This window comes from Enterobacter sp. CFEC122, from assembly GCF_052983755.1.
In genome coordinates this window covers 1-16,114 of sequence record NZ_JBRIQR010000021.1, presented here as the reverse complement: position 1 = coordinate 16,114, position 16,114 = coordinate 1, and the positions used below count along the sequence as shown (strand labels likewise).

Below are 16,114 nucleotides of genomic sequence, written 5' to 3'. Positions count from 1 at the left end.
TCTATTTTGTACTATCTGTCACCGGTAGGCGTGTTCTAGTCAACTGAGCACGCCTTTGAACTGCTTCATTGAGTGAGAGTTATATTTACTGGAGTAGGGAGGGATATGTTCAAATATTCACATGTACTGGATGGCCCAATGCCCGCAATGCTTTATTGGTTCTGCCATTTCTGGGAGGCGTATCATCAGGTCTGGCCCAGCCAACAACTTCAGCAATGGAGTTAATACCGTAATGCTGGAATTTATATTGCTCATCTTTCCCTGCCTGATAGATCCTTTCCCACATAAAAGAAGGCATTCCACCGTAGAGCACATAATTGAGTAATTCAGCAATAGTCACGCCTTTTTGATTTGTTTGGCCCATGATTCATTTTGTAAATAAAACGGCACGATCTTTCTTGTTTAATGATTTTGTGGCAGGTTGGACAAATGTTTCAGTACTCATTTTTATCACATGGTCCATTGTTGCATGTGTAGAATAGAATATTTGATGGAGCTTATCCTCAGTCAATGAGCCAATATTATTTTTTGACAAGTTTTCGTGAATGTAGGGAGCGTAAATCCCAAGATGAATATCCTCATTAGACGGCGGAACTGATAGGCTTTTCCACCAGGAGAGTATACTCATCAATGCTGCTTGTGGGTTTTTACTGTTAGTACGATAAAAATCCTCAAAAGGATAAGTATTACCTTGCTGATGAACTTGCTTATAATAATAAGCATGTAAAAACTGATCGGTTTGCCAGAACATCGGTGTATCTTCTAATACCCATATAGGCCTGTAATCATTTATCTGGCTTGAGATATTCTGAATGATTGAAAGTGTGCTTTCCCATTCTTTATGAAAATTCTCTTTTCTTTTATCTTTGTTTTTTGTTATCAATAAAGTTTACGCCGTTCCATTCAGGTATTTTTCTTTTTTTGATAAGCTCTTGCTCTTTTTTCACTAATTCGAGTTTTGATTTCAACTGAAGTGGTTTACTGAATTTGGCCACCTGAACAGAGGTGATATGCTCACCTCAGAACATTACAGGTGCCTCAATGAAAAAAAGAAATTTCAGCGCAGAGTTTAAACGCGAATCCGCTCAGTTGGTCCTTGATCAGAACTACACCGTTGCAGCTGCGGCCAGTGCTATGGATGTGGGTCTTTCTACCATGACGCGATGGGTAAAGCAGTTGCGGGATGAACGACAGGGCAAAATACCTAAAAACGCTTCTTCATGGGGATGTCCTCATGTGGCTTATGAAGACATTACTAACATCGCGGTGTATTAATCAACGGGGAGCAGGTCAACACGCTACCAAAATTCGACAGCAGTACATCATTTACCGGGCTGGATTTTCTTGCCCGTAGCCTGATCAGGCTGGAGCAAAACGGCAAGCGCCTCGACCCCGGAGATATGGCAGGTAACATGACTGATGAACAGAGGGAGATTTTTATGGCGCGGGTGGCATTTCATCGGGATTGCCTGAGTCATAAAAAATAGGTGACTGCCACGGGTGGTAACATCGCCATAAATCAACGTGGTTACTGTTTGGGAGTATCCCCGGGAAAAGCAAAAGGGCCGGGGATTTCTCTCCGGCCCTTGCTGTATCTGGCGAAGGTGTTCAGTCAGAAATATGCATTCCCTATCCCTTCCACTGCTATCGACAGGTTCCGGTCAGGTGGCGATTAATGATTTGGCCAGAGCGATGAAAACTGCACCTTACTAAGTCGGTGATCAACTTTTGGGGCGCAGTCCAAAAAATAGTGGATATGAACGCCGAAGGTCGTTATGAGCTTTGTCGTGTTGCAATACGCTAGTTTGATGTCGCATCCTCTTCAGGAGAACATCGGTAAGCGTATCTCTCAGGCCTTTACACGCGTGAATTCAGCGTCGATGGCCTCCGCTTGTGACCGCCAGTCGGCAAAGCGTTTCTGGCGTTGTTTACTTTCACTAAGCGATTGCTCAAGTAAGTCCAGTTCATCGTGCAGTTTTGCGTAACCGGTAAAAAATGTAGGAATAAAATCTGACGCACCTAACATTACCAGCGTGTTCTCTCGCTGGCTGGTGAAGTTTTCTTCCATTTTAGTAACGGCCTCAGCAAACAGTTTTTCGCGCTTATGCTGTTCCCATGAGTCCCATGCTTCCATTGCCAGCCCCAGTACCGACAATGCGCCATTCAATCCTTTAGCCAGGTTTAAGGCCCCCCACGGGTTAAATTTCAGCATTTTACCAAGATCAACGCCAACCATTTTCGCCAGTGAAACAACGCCATCTCGCGCGGCGATAACCGTTGTGTTGTTGATAATTTTGCTTTTTACAACATAATCCAGCCCCTGTTTTCCCATGGCGGTCAGATTGCCGTTGTAGTGGCTGATATCAGCTTGATAACCCATTTCCATGCGTTGTAATGCCTGAGTAACGGTATGCAACCGACGTTCAAATTCATTTTCTAAGCGCGTGGAGATAATAATGCCTTTATCGCCAACTTCACGTTCGAAAAATTCGGTGTAGGTTTCCAGGCTCAATCCTTTGGCTTGCAGGATCAAGTCACTGAAATAGCCGACGATGAATTCTTTTAGCTTGATGCGGGTTTCTGAAATATTGCTTTCCATTGCAGCCATTTCTTTACGCATGCGCTGATGGATCGCGCTAAGGTCAGCAACTTCCCGGGAAATCCGTTCATCATTCTCAATCGCCACTGGTAACTGGCGAGTCAGAACATCGCGAATAACACTTCTTTTTGTCTCTTCACCCAGCGCAAGTATTCCGCCGCCATGCTCGATCTTTTTACTGGTGGCCTGCTGTAACTCACTAATATGTGACAAAGCACGAAATTTATCCGGATTCTCCAGCCAGTATTCCATCCCCATATCAAACGGGTTTGCCGCTACGGCCACAATACTCAATGCATCGTGTTCCTTCGGGGTTAAGGCGATAAGGTCTTGTAAGCGGGAGGCAACGTTTTGACGTTTAATACTGGCGTTTGAATAATAATCGGCTTCATCTTCCACATCAGCCACTTCATCAAAACGACTGAGCACAAAGACAGTGCGATCCAGTAAATTCAGCGTGCGAAACAACCACTCCAGATCTTGTTTGTGGCTCTCTTTGATCGGATTAGTGGAGTTCATAACATACAGTACAAGGTGCGCTTCGCTGACGTACTTCTTCGTCATATCCTTATACTTTTCAATTGACTGAATATCTTCATTGAACTGCTCTTTAAAACCGAATAACCCGGGGGTGTCAATCAGCACGAAATCTGAACCCACATCGTAAATTTTGACTTCGTTGGACGATTCCTGATGGCTGATTTTCATGCTGGATTTATCCAGTTTTTCCATCCAGGCGGCGGCAATTGAGGTTTTACCCTCAGAAAAACCACCAATCAGAGCAATGTGCAGCTTGCCATTCGCAGCACTCTCTTTTGCGGCCTGCAACTTCTGCAACAATTTGGGATCCATCTGAACACCGACAGATTCACCCTGTTGCAGGAAATGACTCAGGTTGTTCAGTAGTTCAATATTTTGCGTTTGCTGGGTTTTAAATACATCCAGTGTCTTTTCCATTATTTCGCTCCTGATATTCCAATGCTTTCGGATAACTGTTGTAATTTTTGACTTGCGTCTTTTAGGATTTCGTTAGTATGCGAAGCCTGGCGTACAGGTTCACGTAACATGGCTTTTAGCTGTTCCACTTTCTCTTCAAGTTCGGGGAACGCGCTGGTCAGCCCTTCACTGATGGATTCATTGATGCTGCGTGCGACTTTATTCAGGTTTTCATCCGCGGACTGGCGCTGCTGCGACATTTTGTAGCTGGAACTGAAGAAACTGCGCACGGCTTTGTAAAATGCGAATACCAGCCCGGCCAGCGCCGGCGCCAGCACGATCCATCCAGCAGGGTTCCAGAACAAAAGAGCTCCGCCAACAAACGTAGCCAGCAGACTGGTGAGTTTTATACCGTTATCAATATCGATTTTTACATCGAATTGACCATCAAACTTATGCTGTTGCAGCCTGGAATAGGTTGCCAGGATCTCTTTGGCATACTGTTGGAAGCGTCGGACGATATCTTCAGTTTCATCCTTAAAAATATCCAGTTCACGTTTGAGAAGCCCCGGAAGTTCTTTTTCCAGTTCCGCATGTTGCCGTGTAAGACAATTTTCCAGTGTGCTTTTGAAACGGTCATTGCTGATATCGCTGTCGATCTCGGCATAAACATGTCTGCGGGTTTTATTTTTAAATTTTTCGACAGCTTCTTCGCCCTGGTTTGAGAGGCGTGATTTCAGAGAAGCAAGCGATATATCTAACAACTGATGGGCGTTCTGCATTTCGTCATCTAATTGCTTAGACAATTTGCCGTAGGTTTCTTTCTGCAGACGCGTAATTTCTACGGTAGCATCTTCCACTGTTTTCCGTGCTTTATTGATATTCGAATGGGTAATTTTTTCTTTACTGTTCGCGACAAGCTTTTGTGTCAACAGGTTTAAAAAACCGGTCAACCCCGTTTTATCGAGAACAACATCTTTGCCAAGGCTTTCTAATAACTTACTTTGTTTTTTGAGGTTCTCGGAGCCCGGGACAAGATGTTCAGCCACGCTCAGAAATGCGGGCATTGCGCTTACTGTCCAGGTATCGCAGTAATTATCCCCAAGCTGTTCGCGCATTTTTTCATTCAAATCCTCCAGACTGTGTTCTTCATCAGGGCTTAGCAACGTCGGGCGGTTTAATTGCATCGGATTAGTAATCCGCTTATTAAACAATGTCCAGACTTCAGTCTGAGCATTAAGGTGCGATTTGATTTTTTCCAGTGTGCCTGGGTTATTTTCATCACCTTTTTGCGGCGCTGTGGCTTTGCTGGTGACGTAGAACACGGCATGGGCTTTCTCTACCGCCTGCTGGATTTGTGCCAGCACTTTGCTCTCTTTACCTTCAATACCCGGAACATCCAGCAAGGCAAAGCGCTGTTGATTGGCTTCGAAAGGATAGAGTGTAGTGTCCATGGTAAAATCTGAAACACCCGTGCCAATGATTTCACCATCTGCCAGTTTTGCTAATTCGGCAAATTTTGCCTGTTGTGCTGCCTGCAACTGCTGTAGTTCTGCTGTTTGCGCATCGCAGTCAGTTTTTTGATTTTCCAGCTCTTTTAATTCAGCGGCTTTTTCAATATCCAGCGCACGTTGTTTCACAAGTAAGTATGAATGTTCTTTTTGTTCTGGCGTTTTTCGCCACAAGTTAAGCAATTTTTGCCATATGGAGCTCAACTGCTGCTGCGCGAGAATGAGCGCGCTTAGGGCATTGATTTGCTGCTGTAGTGTCGTTTCCCGCTCAATGTACTGTGAATTAATGGCTTCTATCGCCTGGGTTAGTTCACTGGCGTTTTTTTGATTGTCATCCAGCGACTGTTGCAATTTTTCAATATCGCTATCATTGAGCTGGTGGTGGTGTTGAAATTCACGGAAAGCTTTCTGACGTTGTTGCTTGCTCTCTTCTTTTAACAATATTCGCAGTGTCTCAATGACCGTTGATTTTCCTGCGTTGGTTTCGCCATAAAAAGCAATAGTAAATCGATCCCACTCTGCGTTTCGTTTCAGACTCTCAATATTTGCATCTAAGGCCTTGCGGAAGGCTTCTAATTTCCCTCGCGCATCTTCATTGGTTTCTTGTAGCTTCTCGTTGGTAGTGTTCTCGGTGAGATTGCTGATAATACGCCCAACCTCCAGAGATATTTTTTGATAAAGTAAATGAGGCGTTTCAACATCAACTGACATAAAGCATCCTTCTAAAGCGCAATGATTACCATCTGGTGGAGATAAACAGCCCTTGCGTTCACTGAACATCAAGTCCTGTGGTCTGTGCCGGGAATTTTTATGGCGTCTGACAGCAATGCGTCTGGTCAGTAAAATCTTATCTATAGCCTGAGACAGGTTGTGTCAGTCCTTCCCGGTAAAAGCCTTATAAAAAAAGATGCAGCCGTGAGATTATTGCATCAGCCCGCATCGTATTCTGCATAAGTTGTCGCCCGCGTATGGAAATCTGTGCTGAATGCCTCCTTCAGCGATACCGGGGACAGAATGCGAATATCGGGCAACCAGTAGCGTAGCCAGCGGAACAGCGTGTGCTGATCGCTAACATCCGTGATAAGCGTCAGGCTACCGTCCGGGTGGGTTTGTGTGATGCGCTGCCCAGGGAAAAGCGGGCGTCGGGTGACGTAGGCGGAGGCATGAGCAGAAACCCACAAAGTGGCTTCGGTACGCTTGCCGAACCGAATGCCGGTCGTTTCGTTGAGTTCCTTTATCACAGAGGGATCGGCACAAAAGGGTTTATCTGTCACCGCCAGTTGTTCAAGACGGGCCAGTTCAAAGGCTTTTAGGCTGTCTTCATCGACGCCAGCCAGATACCATAGTCCGTAGTGGTTAATCAGGCGGTAGGGCTGAATAAAGCGGGATTTACTGCGATAATTGCAGCTTATCACCCGGTGAGCGGTTATGGCGTTATCAAGCTTGTCCATCAGGCTACTAAATTGATGATTATCCCGGCTGCTGCTTCCCTGGATCTTGATATTGTCTGCATTTTTCATTTGATCACGCAGTGATTTGCCGTCATTGTGCGGAAAAAGGTGGGCGACACCGGCAAAACTGGCAAACTCGGCGAGATGGCCGATATGAAGTGAGGGCAGAAAGAGAGGGTTAAGTTTGTAGCGCCCGGTCGAGACTTCATCAAGAAGATGAGACAGTCTGGCTAAATCGCGGTACGCCGTACGCTCTGTTATACCGAACGTTTCGCAGAGCCATGATTTATCAATCACGTTACCCTGGTATAGAGCGCCAAATGTTTCACACAGTCGTTCAATAAGTAGCTCATGTTTTTTACTGGTGTTGACTTTCATTCTTTTTTGCCCGGAAAAACGCTGTCATAAAAGACCTTCACATGCACTACGCTGGTGCACATTTTTACTGCGTAATTTTTTTAAGTGGATCGCCATTAATAGTTAACGGCTAAAAAACCATAAACTAAAATTTTAATGCCTACTATTTTAGGTAGGATAACTCCTTAGCCGATGCTGGGGCTGGCAAAGGGGGGGGTTGAGCGCCAGTTGTAAGGCGGGCTTAATGGGCGCGTACCAGCTCTTCTGAAGAGTAAACATTTACGTTATCAGTTAAGGAGAACGGTATGTCTAAAAATGAGTTTGGACTGCCCCCACAACAGTAGACAAATTCTGTCCTCACGACGAGGCCTGTTCGAAGGCCTCCGGACTGACGCCGCCGAGGTGACTGTGGCGCCGGGCCCGGTTATAGAAGACTTCAATCTAATCGAAGATATCCGCCCGGGCCAGATCCCGGGTTTTGTATATTCTCTTCCTGATGCTTTCTTTTTTCAGTGAACTGAAGAACGATTCAGCCACCGCATTATCCCAGCAATTGCCACGCCGGCTCATGCTCGGCGCCAGGTTATTGGCCCGGCAGAAGCGCTGCCAGTCGTCACTGCCATACTGGCTACCTTGATCGCTATGTACGATGACCTCGCCGTCCGGTTTACGTCGCCAGACCGCCATCATCAGTGCGTCGAGTGCCAGTTCGCGTGAGAGAGTGGGCTTCATTGACCAGCCGACCACATTACGGGCGAAGAGATCGATAACCACCGCCAGATACAGCCATCCCTGCCAGGTGCGGATATAAGTAATATCGGTGACCCAGACCTGATTGGCCCGGACAACGGTAAACTGCCGCTGCACGCGATTAGGCGCAACCACGGAAGGTCTGCCGGCGAAACGACGTGGCACTTTATAGCCGCGTACAGCTTTAATCCGGTTCAGTTGCATGATGCGACCCACCCGGTTTTTACCGCAGGTTTCCCCGATTTCGTTCAGATCGCCATGAACCCGCCGGTAACCGTATACGCCTCCGCTCAGTGAATAGGAGTCGCGGATAAGCATCAGCAGGCGCTGGTTATCTTTATCACGCGCCGAGACCGGGTTGTGCAGCCACGCATAGAATCCGGCCCGGGCGACATTCAGTACCCGACACATCGTCATCACACCCCATACAGTGCGATGTTCATTGATAAAGCGGTACTTCAGTCGGGCTCCCTTGCAAAGTACCGCGCGGCCTTTTTCAGAATATCCCGTTCTTCTTCGGTGCGTTTTAGCTGCGCCCGTAGTTTCAGGATCTCGCTTTTGGCTTCCAGTAAATCCCGGGCATGCTGTTCGCTGTTATCAGGCTTGATAGCGCGGAGCCACTTGTAGAGGCTGTGCGCAGAAACGCCAAGGCGCTCGGATACTTCGGCAACGGAATAACCTCGTTCCGTTATCTGACGGACGGCTTCTTCCTTAAATTCAGGTGTAAAACGTGGTGTGCCCATATGCTCCCCCTTGTATCTTGAAAGTGGATTACTATGTTCTGGCTTAGATTTGGCAAAGCCCGTGTAGTCCGATTCCTCCTGGGGTTATTCAAGCCCGCAGCATAGCGACTGACGCACAGGCTGAGTCGTTCATCTGAAGCCCGAACAGTTGTCTGAACTTCAAATCGTATTTGCAAGGAGGGGTATAGATGAGCGTGTCAAATCAACGTTGTGCAGGCATTGATGTTTCGAAAAGCACTCTGGATATTGCAATCAGCAATATTGCCCAGTCATTCACTGTGCCAAATGAAGATGGCGGTTTTAATCAGATACTCAAAGAGTTAAAGCGAAATGAAACTCAACTGATCCTGATGGAAGCCACCGGGGGACTTGAGTCTGGTGTGGCTGGCTATCTTCAGTCTGAAGGTTTTGATGTGGTTGTTATCAATCCCCGACAGGCGCGAGATTTTGCCCGCGCAATGGGCTATCTGGCTAAGACCGACCAAATAGATGCCAGAGTCCTGCTACAAATGGCAAAAGTTATTAACCAGCATCCTGAGCGGGAAAAATATATTCGTCCCTTACCTGATGCTCACAGGCAGTTGCTGGCAGCAATGGTGGTCAGACGCCGACAATTAACGATAATGCTTACAGCTGAGCGAAACAGATTGCATCCATCGCATCCTCAGAATCACGAAAGTATCAGATTTATTATTTCGGTATTAAAAAGTGAAATGGCTCGTATAGAAGCTGAAATGTCAGCCTATATTTCGAAAAATTTCAGTGAATTATCTGCATTATTGAGCGCCGTTAAAGGTGTTGGTGCAGCGACTGTTGCCGTGCTGCTGGCTGAGGTTCCGGAGCTTGGAACGTTGTCACGACGTGAAATTAGTGCGCTTATTGGGGTTGCTCCAGTAAACAGAGATTCCGGCACAATGCGCGGTCGCCGAACGGTATTTGGAGGGCGAGCCTCCGTCCGAACAGCTCTCTATATGTCCGCACTGGTCGGGACGAGGCACAACCCAGTAATTAAAGAATTCTATACACGCCTCGTTGCCGCAGGAAAACCAAAAAAGGTTGCACTGACCGCCTGCATCAGAAAACTACTGACCATCCTTAACGCAATGCTGAAAAATAATGAAGCATGGGATCCGTTGTATCACCAACATGCTTCGTAATCGGGTTCGAGGACAGTTGCTATGCTCAACTATAGGGCAGGATCGTCTATGGAGACGGGGTCAGTCCAATTATCCGTGGCGATTCAAATCATGCCGGTTGACCAGACTTCTGACGAAAGCAATTCGCAGCGGACCCGGTCGCGGATATGGGGGGCACGACTTTTTCGTTGCAATGCTTCGAGTGCGATTTTTTGTTCTGCGGTCAGCTCAATATTCATAGCCGTTAACATGATCCTGATTTTCTTCGAAATCAAGCATCTTCAATGATCACGGGTATAGTTCATAACTTACTACGTTGCCATTACCGCGTCATTCTTAGATGATCTACATTTCATAAAACACTTGATTCCATTTTGTCTCTATTAAGAAAAATAAAATGTGAACGCTGTCAATTCTGTAAACGTAAAAGATAAATATTGTATACGCGGATGTTTGTTGGCAAACAGGCATATGGCAATCAGGATCTTTTACGGAACATTGTGTATGAAAAATAATATTGAAGAGACAATAGGTAAGTACTTGCCTATTTTAATGATATTACCTCTGGCTGGGTTGGCAGAGTTGGCGTCTTTATATTCAATCCAGGCTTTATTACCAAAGTTAAGTGAGGTTTATAATATCCCATTGAATCAGGTAGGGATGATTTTGTCTGCTGAGGTGGGGTTTCTGGCATTAGCCATGTTATTTAGCGGCACGTTATCTGACCGTTTTGGGCGAAAGCCAATCATTTTTTATTCGTTGCTGGCAGGAGGTACTTTAACTCTACTGTGCGCAACTGCATCATCATGGCCGATGCTGGTGGTATACCGCGCTTTGCTCGGCATTGCAGTAAGTGGTATTACGGCGGCTGTTACAGTCTATATCAGTGAAGAAGTCTCTCCTGCTTTGGCAGGGATTGTTACTGGATATTTTATTTTCGGCAATTCGCTAGGGAGTATGTCTGGTCGTGTGTTTGCAACTTTGATGATGGAGCACGTATCTATAGATACGATTTTCTTTATCTTCGGTGGTGTTCTGATTGCTATGGCACTCGCGGTGAAGTTGTTTCTCCCGACATCCCGACAGTTTATTCCTACACCTTCACTACAGCTTGGTGCAGTGTTGAAAGGCGGGTTGGAACATTTTAAGAATATCCGCGTATCATTATGTTTTGTCATTGGATTTATTCTTTTCGGCTCTTTTACGTCCATCTTTAATTTTCTGGCGTTTTACCTGCATCGACCGCCTTATGAGCTGAGCTACACTTGGATAGGTTTGATTCCTGTCAGCTTCTCATTAACTTTTTTTCTTGCGCCATATGCTGCCCGTGTCGCGTTGAATATTGGGTCGATGAATGCGATCAGTATGCTGCTCATCTGTATGATGGTCGGTGCATTTCTCACGCTGATCGCCCCCTATCTGTGGGTTTTCATCTCAGGTATCGTTTTACTGTCAGTCGCATTTTTCTCTGCTCATTCCACCGTATTAGCCTGGGTCAGTTCAAGGAGTCCAAAAGCAAAAGGACAGGCGACATCGTTTTATCTGCTTTGCTACTACTCTGGCGGTGCAGTAATGGGGTATTTAAACGGGTATCTTTTCTCCTGGCAGGGATGGAATGCTATTGCGGTATCATGTCTGGTGATGCTGGGGATTGGATTATTTATCTGCCGGTTTATTTTCGCAAAATATGAGAAACAACCGCAAATCAAAACACAGTCAATTCAGGAGACTTTCTGATTATAGACACGAAGTGTTTTTTTATACTTTCCATAATGGAATCATCATTTTTTCATTAATGTGTCACTATAGCTAAAAGCTTAAACTGTGAATATTTGGCTACCCGGATATTCGTTGCTCCAGGAATATATATGTCTGCTAAAACGCTGTATGAGAAATTAGTTGAGTCACATACCATTCGTGAACTTGATAACGAAGGGCATGTTTTACTTTATATTGATCGTTCAATACTTAATGAATATACCAGCCCGCAGGCATTTAGCGGGTTAAGAGAGCGCGGTCGCACCGTTCGGCACCCCGACACGTTTTTATTGAATATTGACCATGTTAATCCTACTCGGTCGCAACGGGATGTCTTAATGACAGATCCGGGAGGACAGCTACAGGTTGATTACTTTCGGGAAAATGCCGCCGACTTTGGCATCACATTATTTGATGTGCTGGATCCGCGTCAGGGGATTGAACACGTGGTTGCTCATGAACAAGGGCTAGTGATGCCTGGAATGGTGATCGCCGCCGGGGATAGTCACACGACAACCTACGGTGCATTTGGCGCGCTGGGCTTTGGTATCGGGACGTCGGAAATTGAACATCTGCTGGCCACGCAGACGCTGGTTTACCGCAAGCTCAAAACCATGCGCGTAAGCGTTCAGGGAGAGCTACCTTTCGCCTGTTCCGCAAAAGATATTGTTCTTGAATTGCTTGAACGTATTGGCGCTGATGGCGCTACCGGATATGCCATTGAATTTGAGGGGGAGGCCATCAGCGCGTTGAGCGTTGAAGGACGAATGACGCTCTGCAACATGGCGGTAGAAGCGGGGGCGCGTGGTGCCATTATTGCGCCGGATAAAAAGGTTTTTGACTATATCTACGGTAAACCGCAAATGCCTGTAGGTGAACTCTGGCAGCAGGCATTGCTGGAATGGTCACAGTTGAGCAGCGATGCTGAAGCGGTATTTGATAAGACGGTGGCGATCAACTGCCATGATCTTGAGCCTAAAGTCACCTGGGGAATCAGCCCGGATCAAACGGGTTCCATCACCGGACGTGTCCCTTTCCCGGAACAGGAAACCAATCAGCTTAAACGCCTGGCGCTTGAGAAGGCCCTTCATTACATGGGATTAACGGCTGGCATGTTGCTGAAAGATATTCGTATCTCTCACGCTTTTATTGGTTCATGCACAAATGGCCGCATTGAGGATTTGCGTGCCGTTGCGAAGGTGCTTGAAGGGCGCAAAATCGCCAGCCATGTTCGCGGGATCATTGTGCCCGGTTCAACAATGGTCAGACGCCAGGCGGAAGAAGAAGGGCTGGCGAAAATCTTTATTGCTGCCGGTTTTGAATGGCGGCAGTCAGGTTGCTCAATGTGCCTTGCGATGAATGAAGATGTGTTGTCGCCCGGAGATCGCTGTGCATCAGGTACGAACCGTAATTTCCCTGGACGACAGGGCGCTGGAGCAAGAACGCATTTGATGAGTCCGGCGATGGTTGCAGCGGCGGCGGTAGCTGGGCATCTGGTCGATGTTCGCTCATTACTTCAGGCAGGGGAATAAGATGGATACGTTTAAGCAAATCAGCGGGCGAATTGCGCCGATGCTGGAACCGAATATCGACACCGATGTGATTATGCCAAAACAGTTCCTGAAAGGGATCGATCGCCAGGGGCTGGATAAAGGGGTGTTTTTCGATCGTCGCTTTATGGCTGGCGGCCAACCAAATCCTGATTTTATTCTGAACATGCCGGGCTGGCAGAGCGCGACATTCCTGCTGGTTGGCCCCAATTTTGGCTGTGGATCGAGTCGCGAACACGCCGTATGGGGATTAAAACAACTAGGAGTACGGGGGCTGATAGGTAGCACATTTGCAGGCATTTTCGATGATAACTGCCAACGCAACGGGATCCTCACTGTCTCATTAGATGAACCTGCTTTGGCGCGCCTGGCGCAGCTTGCCGCGAGTGCTGATACCAATGCTATCACTGTTTCACTCGATCGCTGCGAAATTACGGCGGCAGAGGAAACGATCTCCTTTGTAATCAGTGAACTCAAACGGGAAATGCTGGTCGCAGGCGAAGATGCGATAGCCTGGACATTGCAATACTTGCCGGATATTGAAAATTTTGAGGTTGCGCATTATTCACGGCGGCCGTGGTTGAAACGCCCTGCATCCCCGCGCGGTTAAGGAAGAAGACTGTAATGAAACTGGTTCAATATCTTGTGAACGGTGGCAAATGCTACGGCATTATGCAGGAAACCGGAATAATCGATCTCTCGCGGCGGCTTGGCAACAAATATCCCACGTTGAAATCTCTACTATGTGCTAACGCGCTGACGGATGCGGCGTTATGGTGTGATGAGCCGGCGGATTATTACTACCAGGATGTCGCCTTTCTGCCGGTGATTGACGATCCGCAGAAGATCATCTGTGTCGGAATGAATTACGCCGATAAGCGTATTGAGTTTAATGAAACCAACCCGGCTCCAACTCTTTTTGTCCGCTTTGCGGATTCTCAGACCGGGCATAATGGCCCGCTGCTGAAGCCTGAAAATACCAATGAGTTCGACTACGAAGGTGAATTAGCCGTAGTAATTGGGCGGCCATGCTCCCGTGTCAGCGCTGAGGATGCTTTAGATTATGTCGCCGGATACAGCTGCTATATGGATGGTTCAGTGAGGGACTGGCAGCATAGCTGGTTTACGGCTGGAAAAAACTGGCCTTCGACAGGAGCATTCGGTCCGTGTCTGGTGACCACAGACGACATTCCCGATCCCCAGGCGCTACGTTTACTGACGCGACTAAACGGACGGGAGGTGCAGAACGAATCTACGGCAAATATGATCCATCCTATCGCTTCACTCATTGCTTATATAAGCACCTTTACTCTGCTTTCCCCTGGCGACACGATCCTCACAGGGTCGCCTGGTGGAGTGGGCAAAAAACGCGTTCCGCCGCTGTTTTTATACGATGGTGATGTTATTGAAGTTGAGATTGAACATATTGGAACCCTGCGTAATGTCGTCCGGGATAGCCGTTATTTAACATCATCTGTTAGCTGGTATGACGGGAGAAAGTGATGAGTACACTGATTGAATGCGGCGCTTCTCCGTTTATTCCGGGGTTTGCGCTCAAGGATGTTCGTCTGGAAAATGGTCTGACGGTAAGAGTGGCTATCGGAGGCAGCGGTTCACCTTTGGTACTGCTACATGGGCATCCGCAGAATCATACGACATGGCGGAAAGTCGCACCGACATTGGCGCAAAATCATACAGTCATTTTGCCGGATTTACGTGGCTATGGCGACAGCGATAAACCAACGAGCGATCCGGCGCACCGTACCTATTCAAAGCGCACCATGGCGCAGGATATTGTCATGTTAATGGACGCGCTCGGCTTTTCCCGTTTTGCCTTCGTAGGGCACGATCGTGGAGGACGCGTAGGCCACAGGCTCGCGCTGGATTATCCGGATCGTGTGACATGTTGTACTTTTATCGACATTGCCCCAACCGCGACGATGTACGCCTTGACCGATAAATCCTTTGCCACGCGTTACTTCTGGTGGTTTTTCCTGATTCAACCCTTCCCGTTACCCGAAACGATGATTGCGCACGATCCGGCATTTTTTCTGCGTAAGCATATTTCGGGTCAGCTCAAAATAGAGGGCGCGACCTCGCAGGAAGCATTCAATGAATACCTACGCTGTTACCAGAATCCTGAGATGATCCACGCGATCTGTGAGGACTATCGGGCTGCTGCGACGATTGATTTGGACGATGATGCCGCAGATACGTCGGCGCGTATCCGGTGCCCGTTGCAGCTGCTGTGGGGCGGACTGGGAACGGTAGGGCAACTGTATGATGTGGTTGATACTTGGAAAGAAAAGGCGCTGAACGTTCAAGGGGAAGCATTGCCTTGCGGACACTCCCCGCAGGAAGAGTGCCCTGAGTACTTTATCCAGAAACTTCAGTCCTTTTTACATTCAGTGCTATAACTCGGTCATCCTTTGCAACTTCGCACTGATGCTATGAAAACGACACCTGTAGGAAAAAAACATCGCCAGCCCCTTGAGAGCTGGCCTTCTGTTGAAGATCTTTTCGTTTTTGTCACCGTTGCCCGCAACGGTGGATTTGCCCGGGCAGCGCTGGAGTTGGGGCTATCTCCCTCCTATATCAGCAAACGTATCGCTATCCTTGAAAAATGTCTCAACGCCCGGCTTTTTTTTCGTAATAACAGAGTGATGCGCCTCACACCGGAAGGCGAAAATGCGCTGGGTGGGGCTATGCAGGTCGTCAGTGAAATGGATGGTTTTGTAAGTCGTCTGGATAATCAACGTGGCGTGTTGGCTGGTAATATCACCATCAACTGCTCATTTGGTTTTGGGCATAAATATGTCGCAGAGGCGCTGTCGTCATTTATGATCGCCTATCCTGATATTACGGTAAAACTCACGCTAACGGATCGTGAAGTGGATCTGGTGGAAGAGGGGGTGGATATTGAAATTCGCGTTGGGGATGACATCAACGAATTGTATATCGCACGGCAGTTAGCCACTAATCGACGGATCCTGTGTGCTTCCCCTGAATACCTCGAACGCCACGGCAAACCAGAGTCTGTTAGTGCGCTTGTGCAGCATGATTGCCTGATGATTCAGGAAAAAAACTCGGCATTTGGCAATTGGATATTAACAGACGGTAAGCAGCAGACACATTGCCGACTAAACGGTTTTCATTCTTCCAACAGCGGCAGTGTGGTGCTTATTTGGGCACTGAAAGGCCATGGCATTACATTGCGGTCGGAATGGGATGTTGCGCAGTATATTGAACGAGATGAGCTGGTTCACGTGTTGCCTCAGTGGTATCAGGAAGCGAATATCTGGGCTGTATACACCCGGCGTTCA

The 16,114-nt window shown here is 47.4% G+C and carries 14 protein-coding genes and 2 pseudogenes; 9 read left to right on the top strand and 7 right to left on the bottom strand.

The window, feature by feature from the left end:
- Positions 1-109 precede the first annotated feature (109 nt).
- Positions 110-364: a hypothetical protein gene (locus tag ACVCAM_RS15575; protein WP_223883573.1), complete on the bottom strand. Its 255-nt coding sequence runs from the start codon at positions 362-364 to the stop codon at positions 110-112.
- 3 nt (positions 365-367) lie between these two features.
- Positions 368-883: a hypothetical protein gene (locus tag ACVCAM_RS15570; RefSeq protein ID WP_082137111.1), complete on the bottom strand. Its 516-nt coding sequence runs from the start codon at positions 881-883 to the stop codon at positions 368-370.
- 158 nt (positions 884-1,041) lie between these two features.
- Between ACVCAM_RS15570 and ACVCAM_RS15565 the strand changes: the two are divergent.
- Positions 1,042-1,209, top strand: a pseudogene (locus ACVCAM_RS15565) (transposase); the annotation flags it as partial.
- Positions 1,210-1,274: 65 nt separating this feature from the next.
- Positions 1,275-1,487 carry a hypothetical protein gene (locus ACVCAM_RS15560; protein WP_082137110.1) on the top strand — a complete coding sequence of 71 codons (213 nt, stop codon included), beginning with the start codon at positions 1,275-1,277 and terminating at the stop codon, positions 1,485-1,487.
- 362 nt (positions 1,488-1,849) lie between these two features.
- Here the strand turns inward: ACVCAM_RS15560 and ACVCAM_RS15555 are convergent, their stop codons facing one another.
- The 4 genes and pseudogenes from ACVCAM_RS15555 to ACVCAM_RS15540 form a co-directional block, all read right to left on the bottom strand.
- Positions 1,850-3,556: a LeoA/HP0731 family dynamin-like GTPase gene (locus ACVCAM_RS15555; RefSeq protein WP_047373155.1), complete on the bottom strand. Its 1,707-nt coding sequence runs from the start codon at positions 3,554-3,556 to the stop codon at positions 1,850-1,852.
- Positions 3,556-5,757: a hypothetical protein gene (locus ACVCAM_RS15550; protein WP_047373154.1), complete on the bottom strand. Its 2,202-nt coding sequence runs from the start codon at positions 5,755-5,757 to the stop codon at positions 3,556-3,558. Before ACVCAM_RS15550 ends, ACVCAM_RS15555 begins: the two co-directional genes overlap by 1 nt.
- Before the next feature lie 218 nt (positions 5,758-5,975).
- On the bottom strand, positions 5,976-6,875 hold the full coding sequence (locus tag ACVCAM_RS15545) for a helix-turn-helix transcriptional regulator (protein ID WP_047373153.1): 900 nt from the start codon (positions 6,873-6,875) through the stop codon (positions 5,976-5,978).
- A gap of 336 nt (positions 6,876-7,211) precedes the next feature.
- A pseudogene (locus ACVCAM_RS15540) lies at positions 7,212-8,347 on the bottom strand (IS3 family transposase).
- 188 nt (positions 8,348-8,535) lie between these two features.
- On the opposite strand from ACVCAM_RS15540, the gene ACVCAM_RS15535 reads away from it, so the two are divergent.
- On the top strand, positions 8,536-9,504 hold the full coding sequence (locus ACVCAM_RS15535) for an IS110 family transposase (protein WP_047369795.1): 969 nt from the start codon (positions 8,536-8,538) through the stop codon (positions 9,502-9,504).
- 83 nt (positions 9,505-9,587) lie between these two features.
- Here the strand turns inward: ACVCAM_RS15535 and ACVCAM_RS15530 are convergent, their stop codons facing one another.
- Positions 9,588-9,722, bottom strand: a complete 135-nt coding sequence (locus ACVCAM_RS15530) for a hypothetical protein (protein WP_047373151.1) — start codon at positions 9,720-9,722, stop codon at positions 9,588-9,590.
- A 259-nt stretch (positions 9,723-9,981) separates the two neighbouring features.
- Between ACVCAM_RS15530 and ACVCAM_RS15525 the strand changes: the two genes are divergently transcribed.
- The 6 genes from ACVCAM_RS15525 to ACVCAM_RS15500 all read left to right on the top strand — a co-directional run.
- Positions 9,982-11,220, top strand: a complete 1,239-nt coding sequence (locus ACVCAM_RS15525) for an MFS transporter (protein ID WP_103281690.1) — start codon at positions 9,982-9,984, stop codon at positions 11,218-11,220.
- Between the two features lie 131 nt (positions 11,221-11,351).
- Positions 11,352-12,773 carry a 3-isopropylmalate dehydratase large subunit gene (gene leuC / locus ACVCAM_RS15520; protein ID WP_447093625.1) on the top strand — a complete coding sequence of 474 codons (1,422 nt, stop codon included), beginning with the start codon at positions 11,352-11,354 and terminating at the stop codon, positions 12,771-12,773.
- Between the two features lies 1 nt (position 12,774).
- Positions 12,775-13,401 (top strand): 3-isopropylmalate dehydratase small subunit, encoded by a 627-nt coding sequence (leuD, locus tag ACVCAM_RS15515; protein ID WP_047373148.1) that lies wholly within the window; start codon positions 12,775-12,777, stop codon positions 13,399-13,401.
- 14 nt (positions 13,402-13,415) lie between these two features.
- The gene (locus ACVCAM_RS15510; RefSeq protein WP_047373147.1) at positions 13,416-14,294 is read left to right on the top strand and encodes a fumarylacetoacetate hydrolase family protein; all 879 of its coding nucleotides are present in this window, start codon (positions 13,416-13,418) and stop codon (positions 14,292-14,294) included.
- The gene (locus tag ACVCAM_RS15505; RefSeq protein ID WP_047373146.1) at positions 14,294-15,208 is read left to right on the top strand and encodes an alpha/beta fold hydrolase; all 915 of its coding nucleotides are present in this window, start codon (positions 14,294-14,296) and stop codon (positions 15,206-15,208) included. The genes ACVCAM_RS15510 and ACVCAM_RS15505 overlap by 1 nt, the downstream gene beginning before the upstream one ends.
- Positions 15,209-15,241: 33 nt before the next feature.
- Positions 15,242-16,114: LysR family transcriptional regulator (locus ACVCAM_RS15500; protein ID WP_447093624.1), on the top strand; the 873-nt coding region annotated here is incomplete at its 3' end.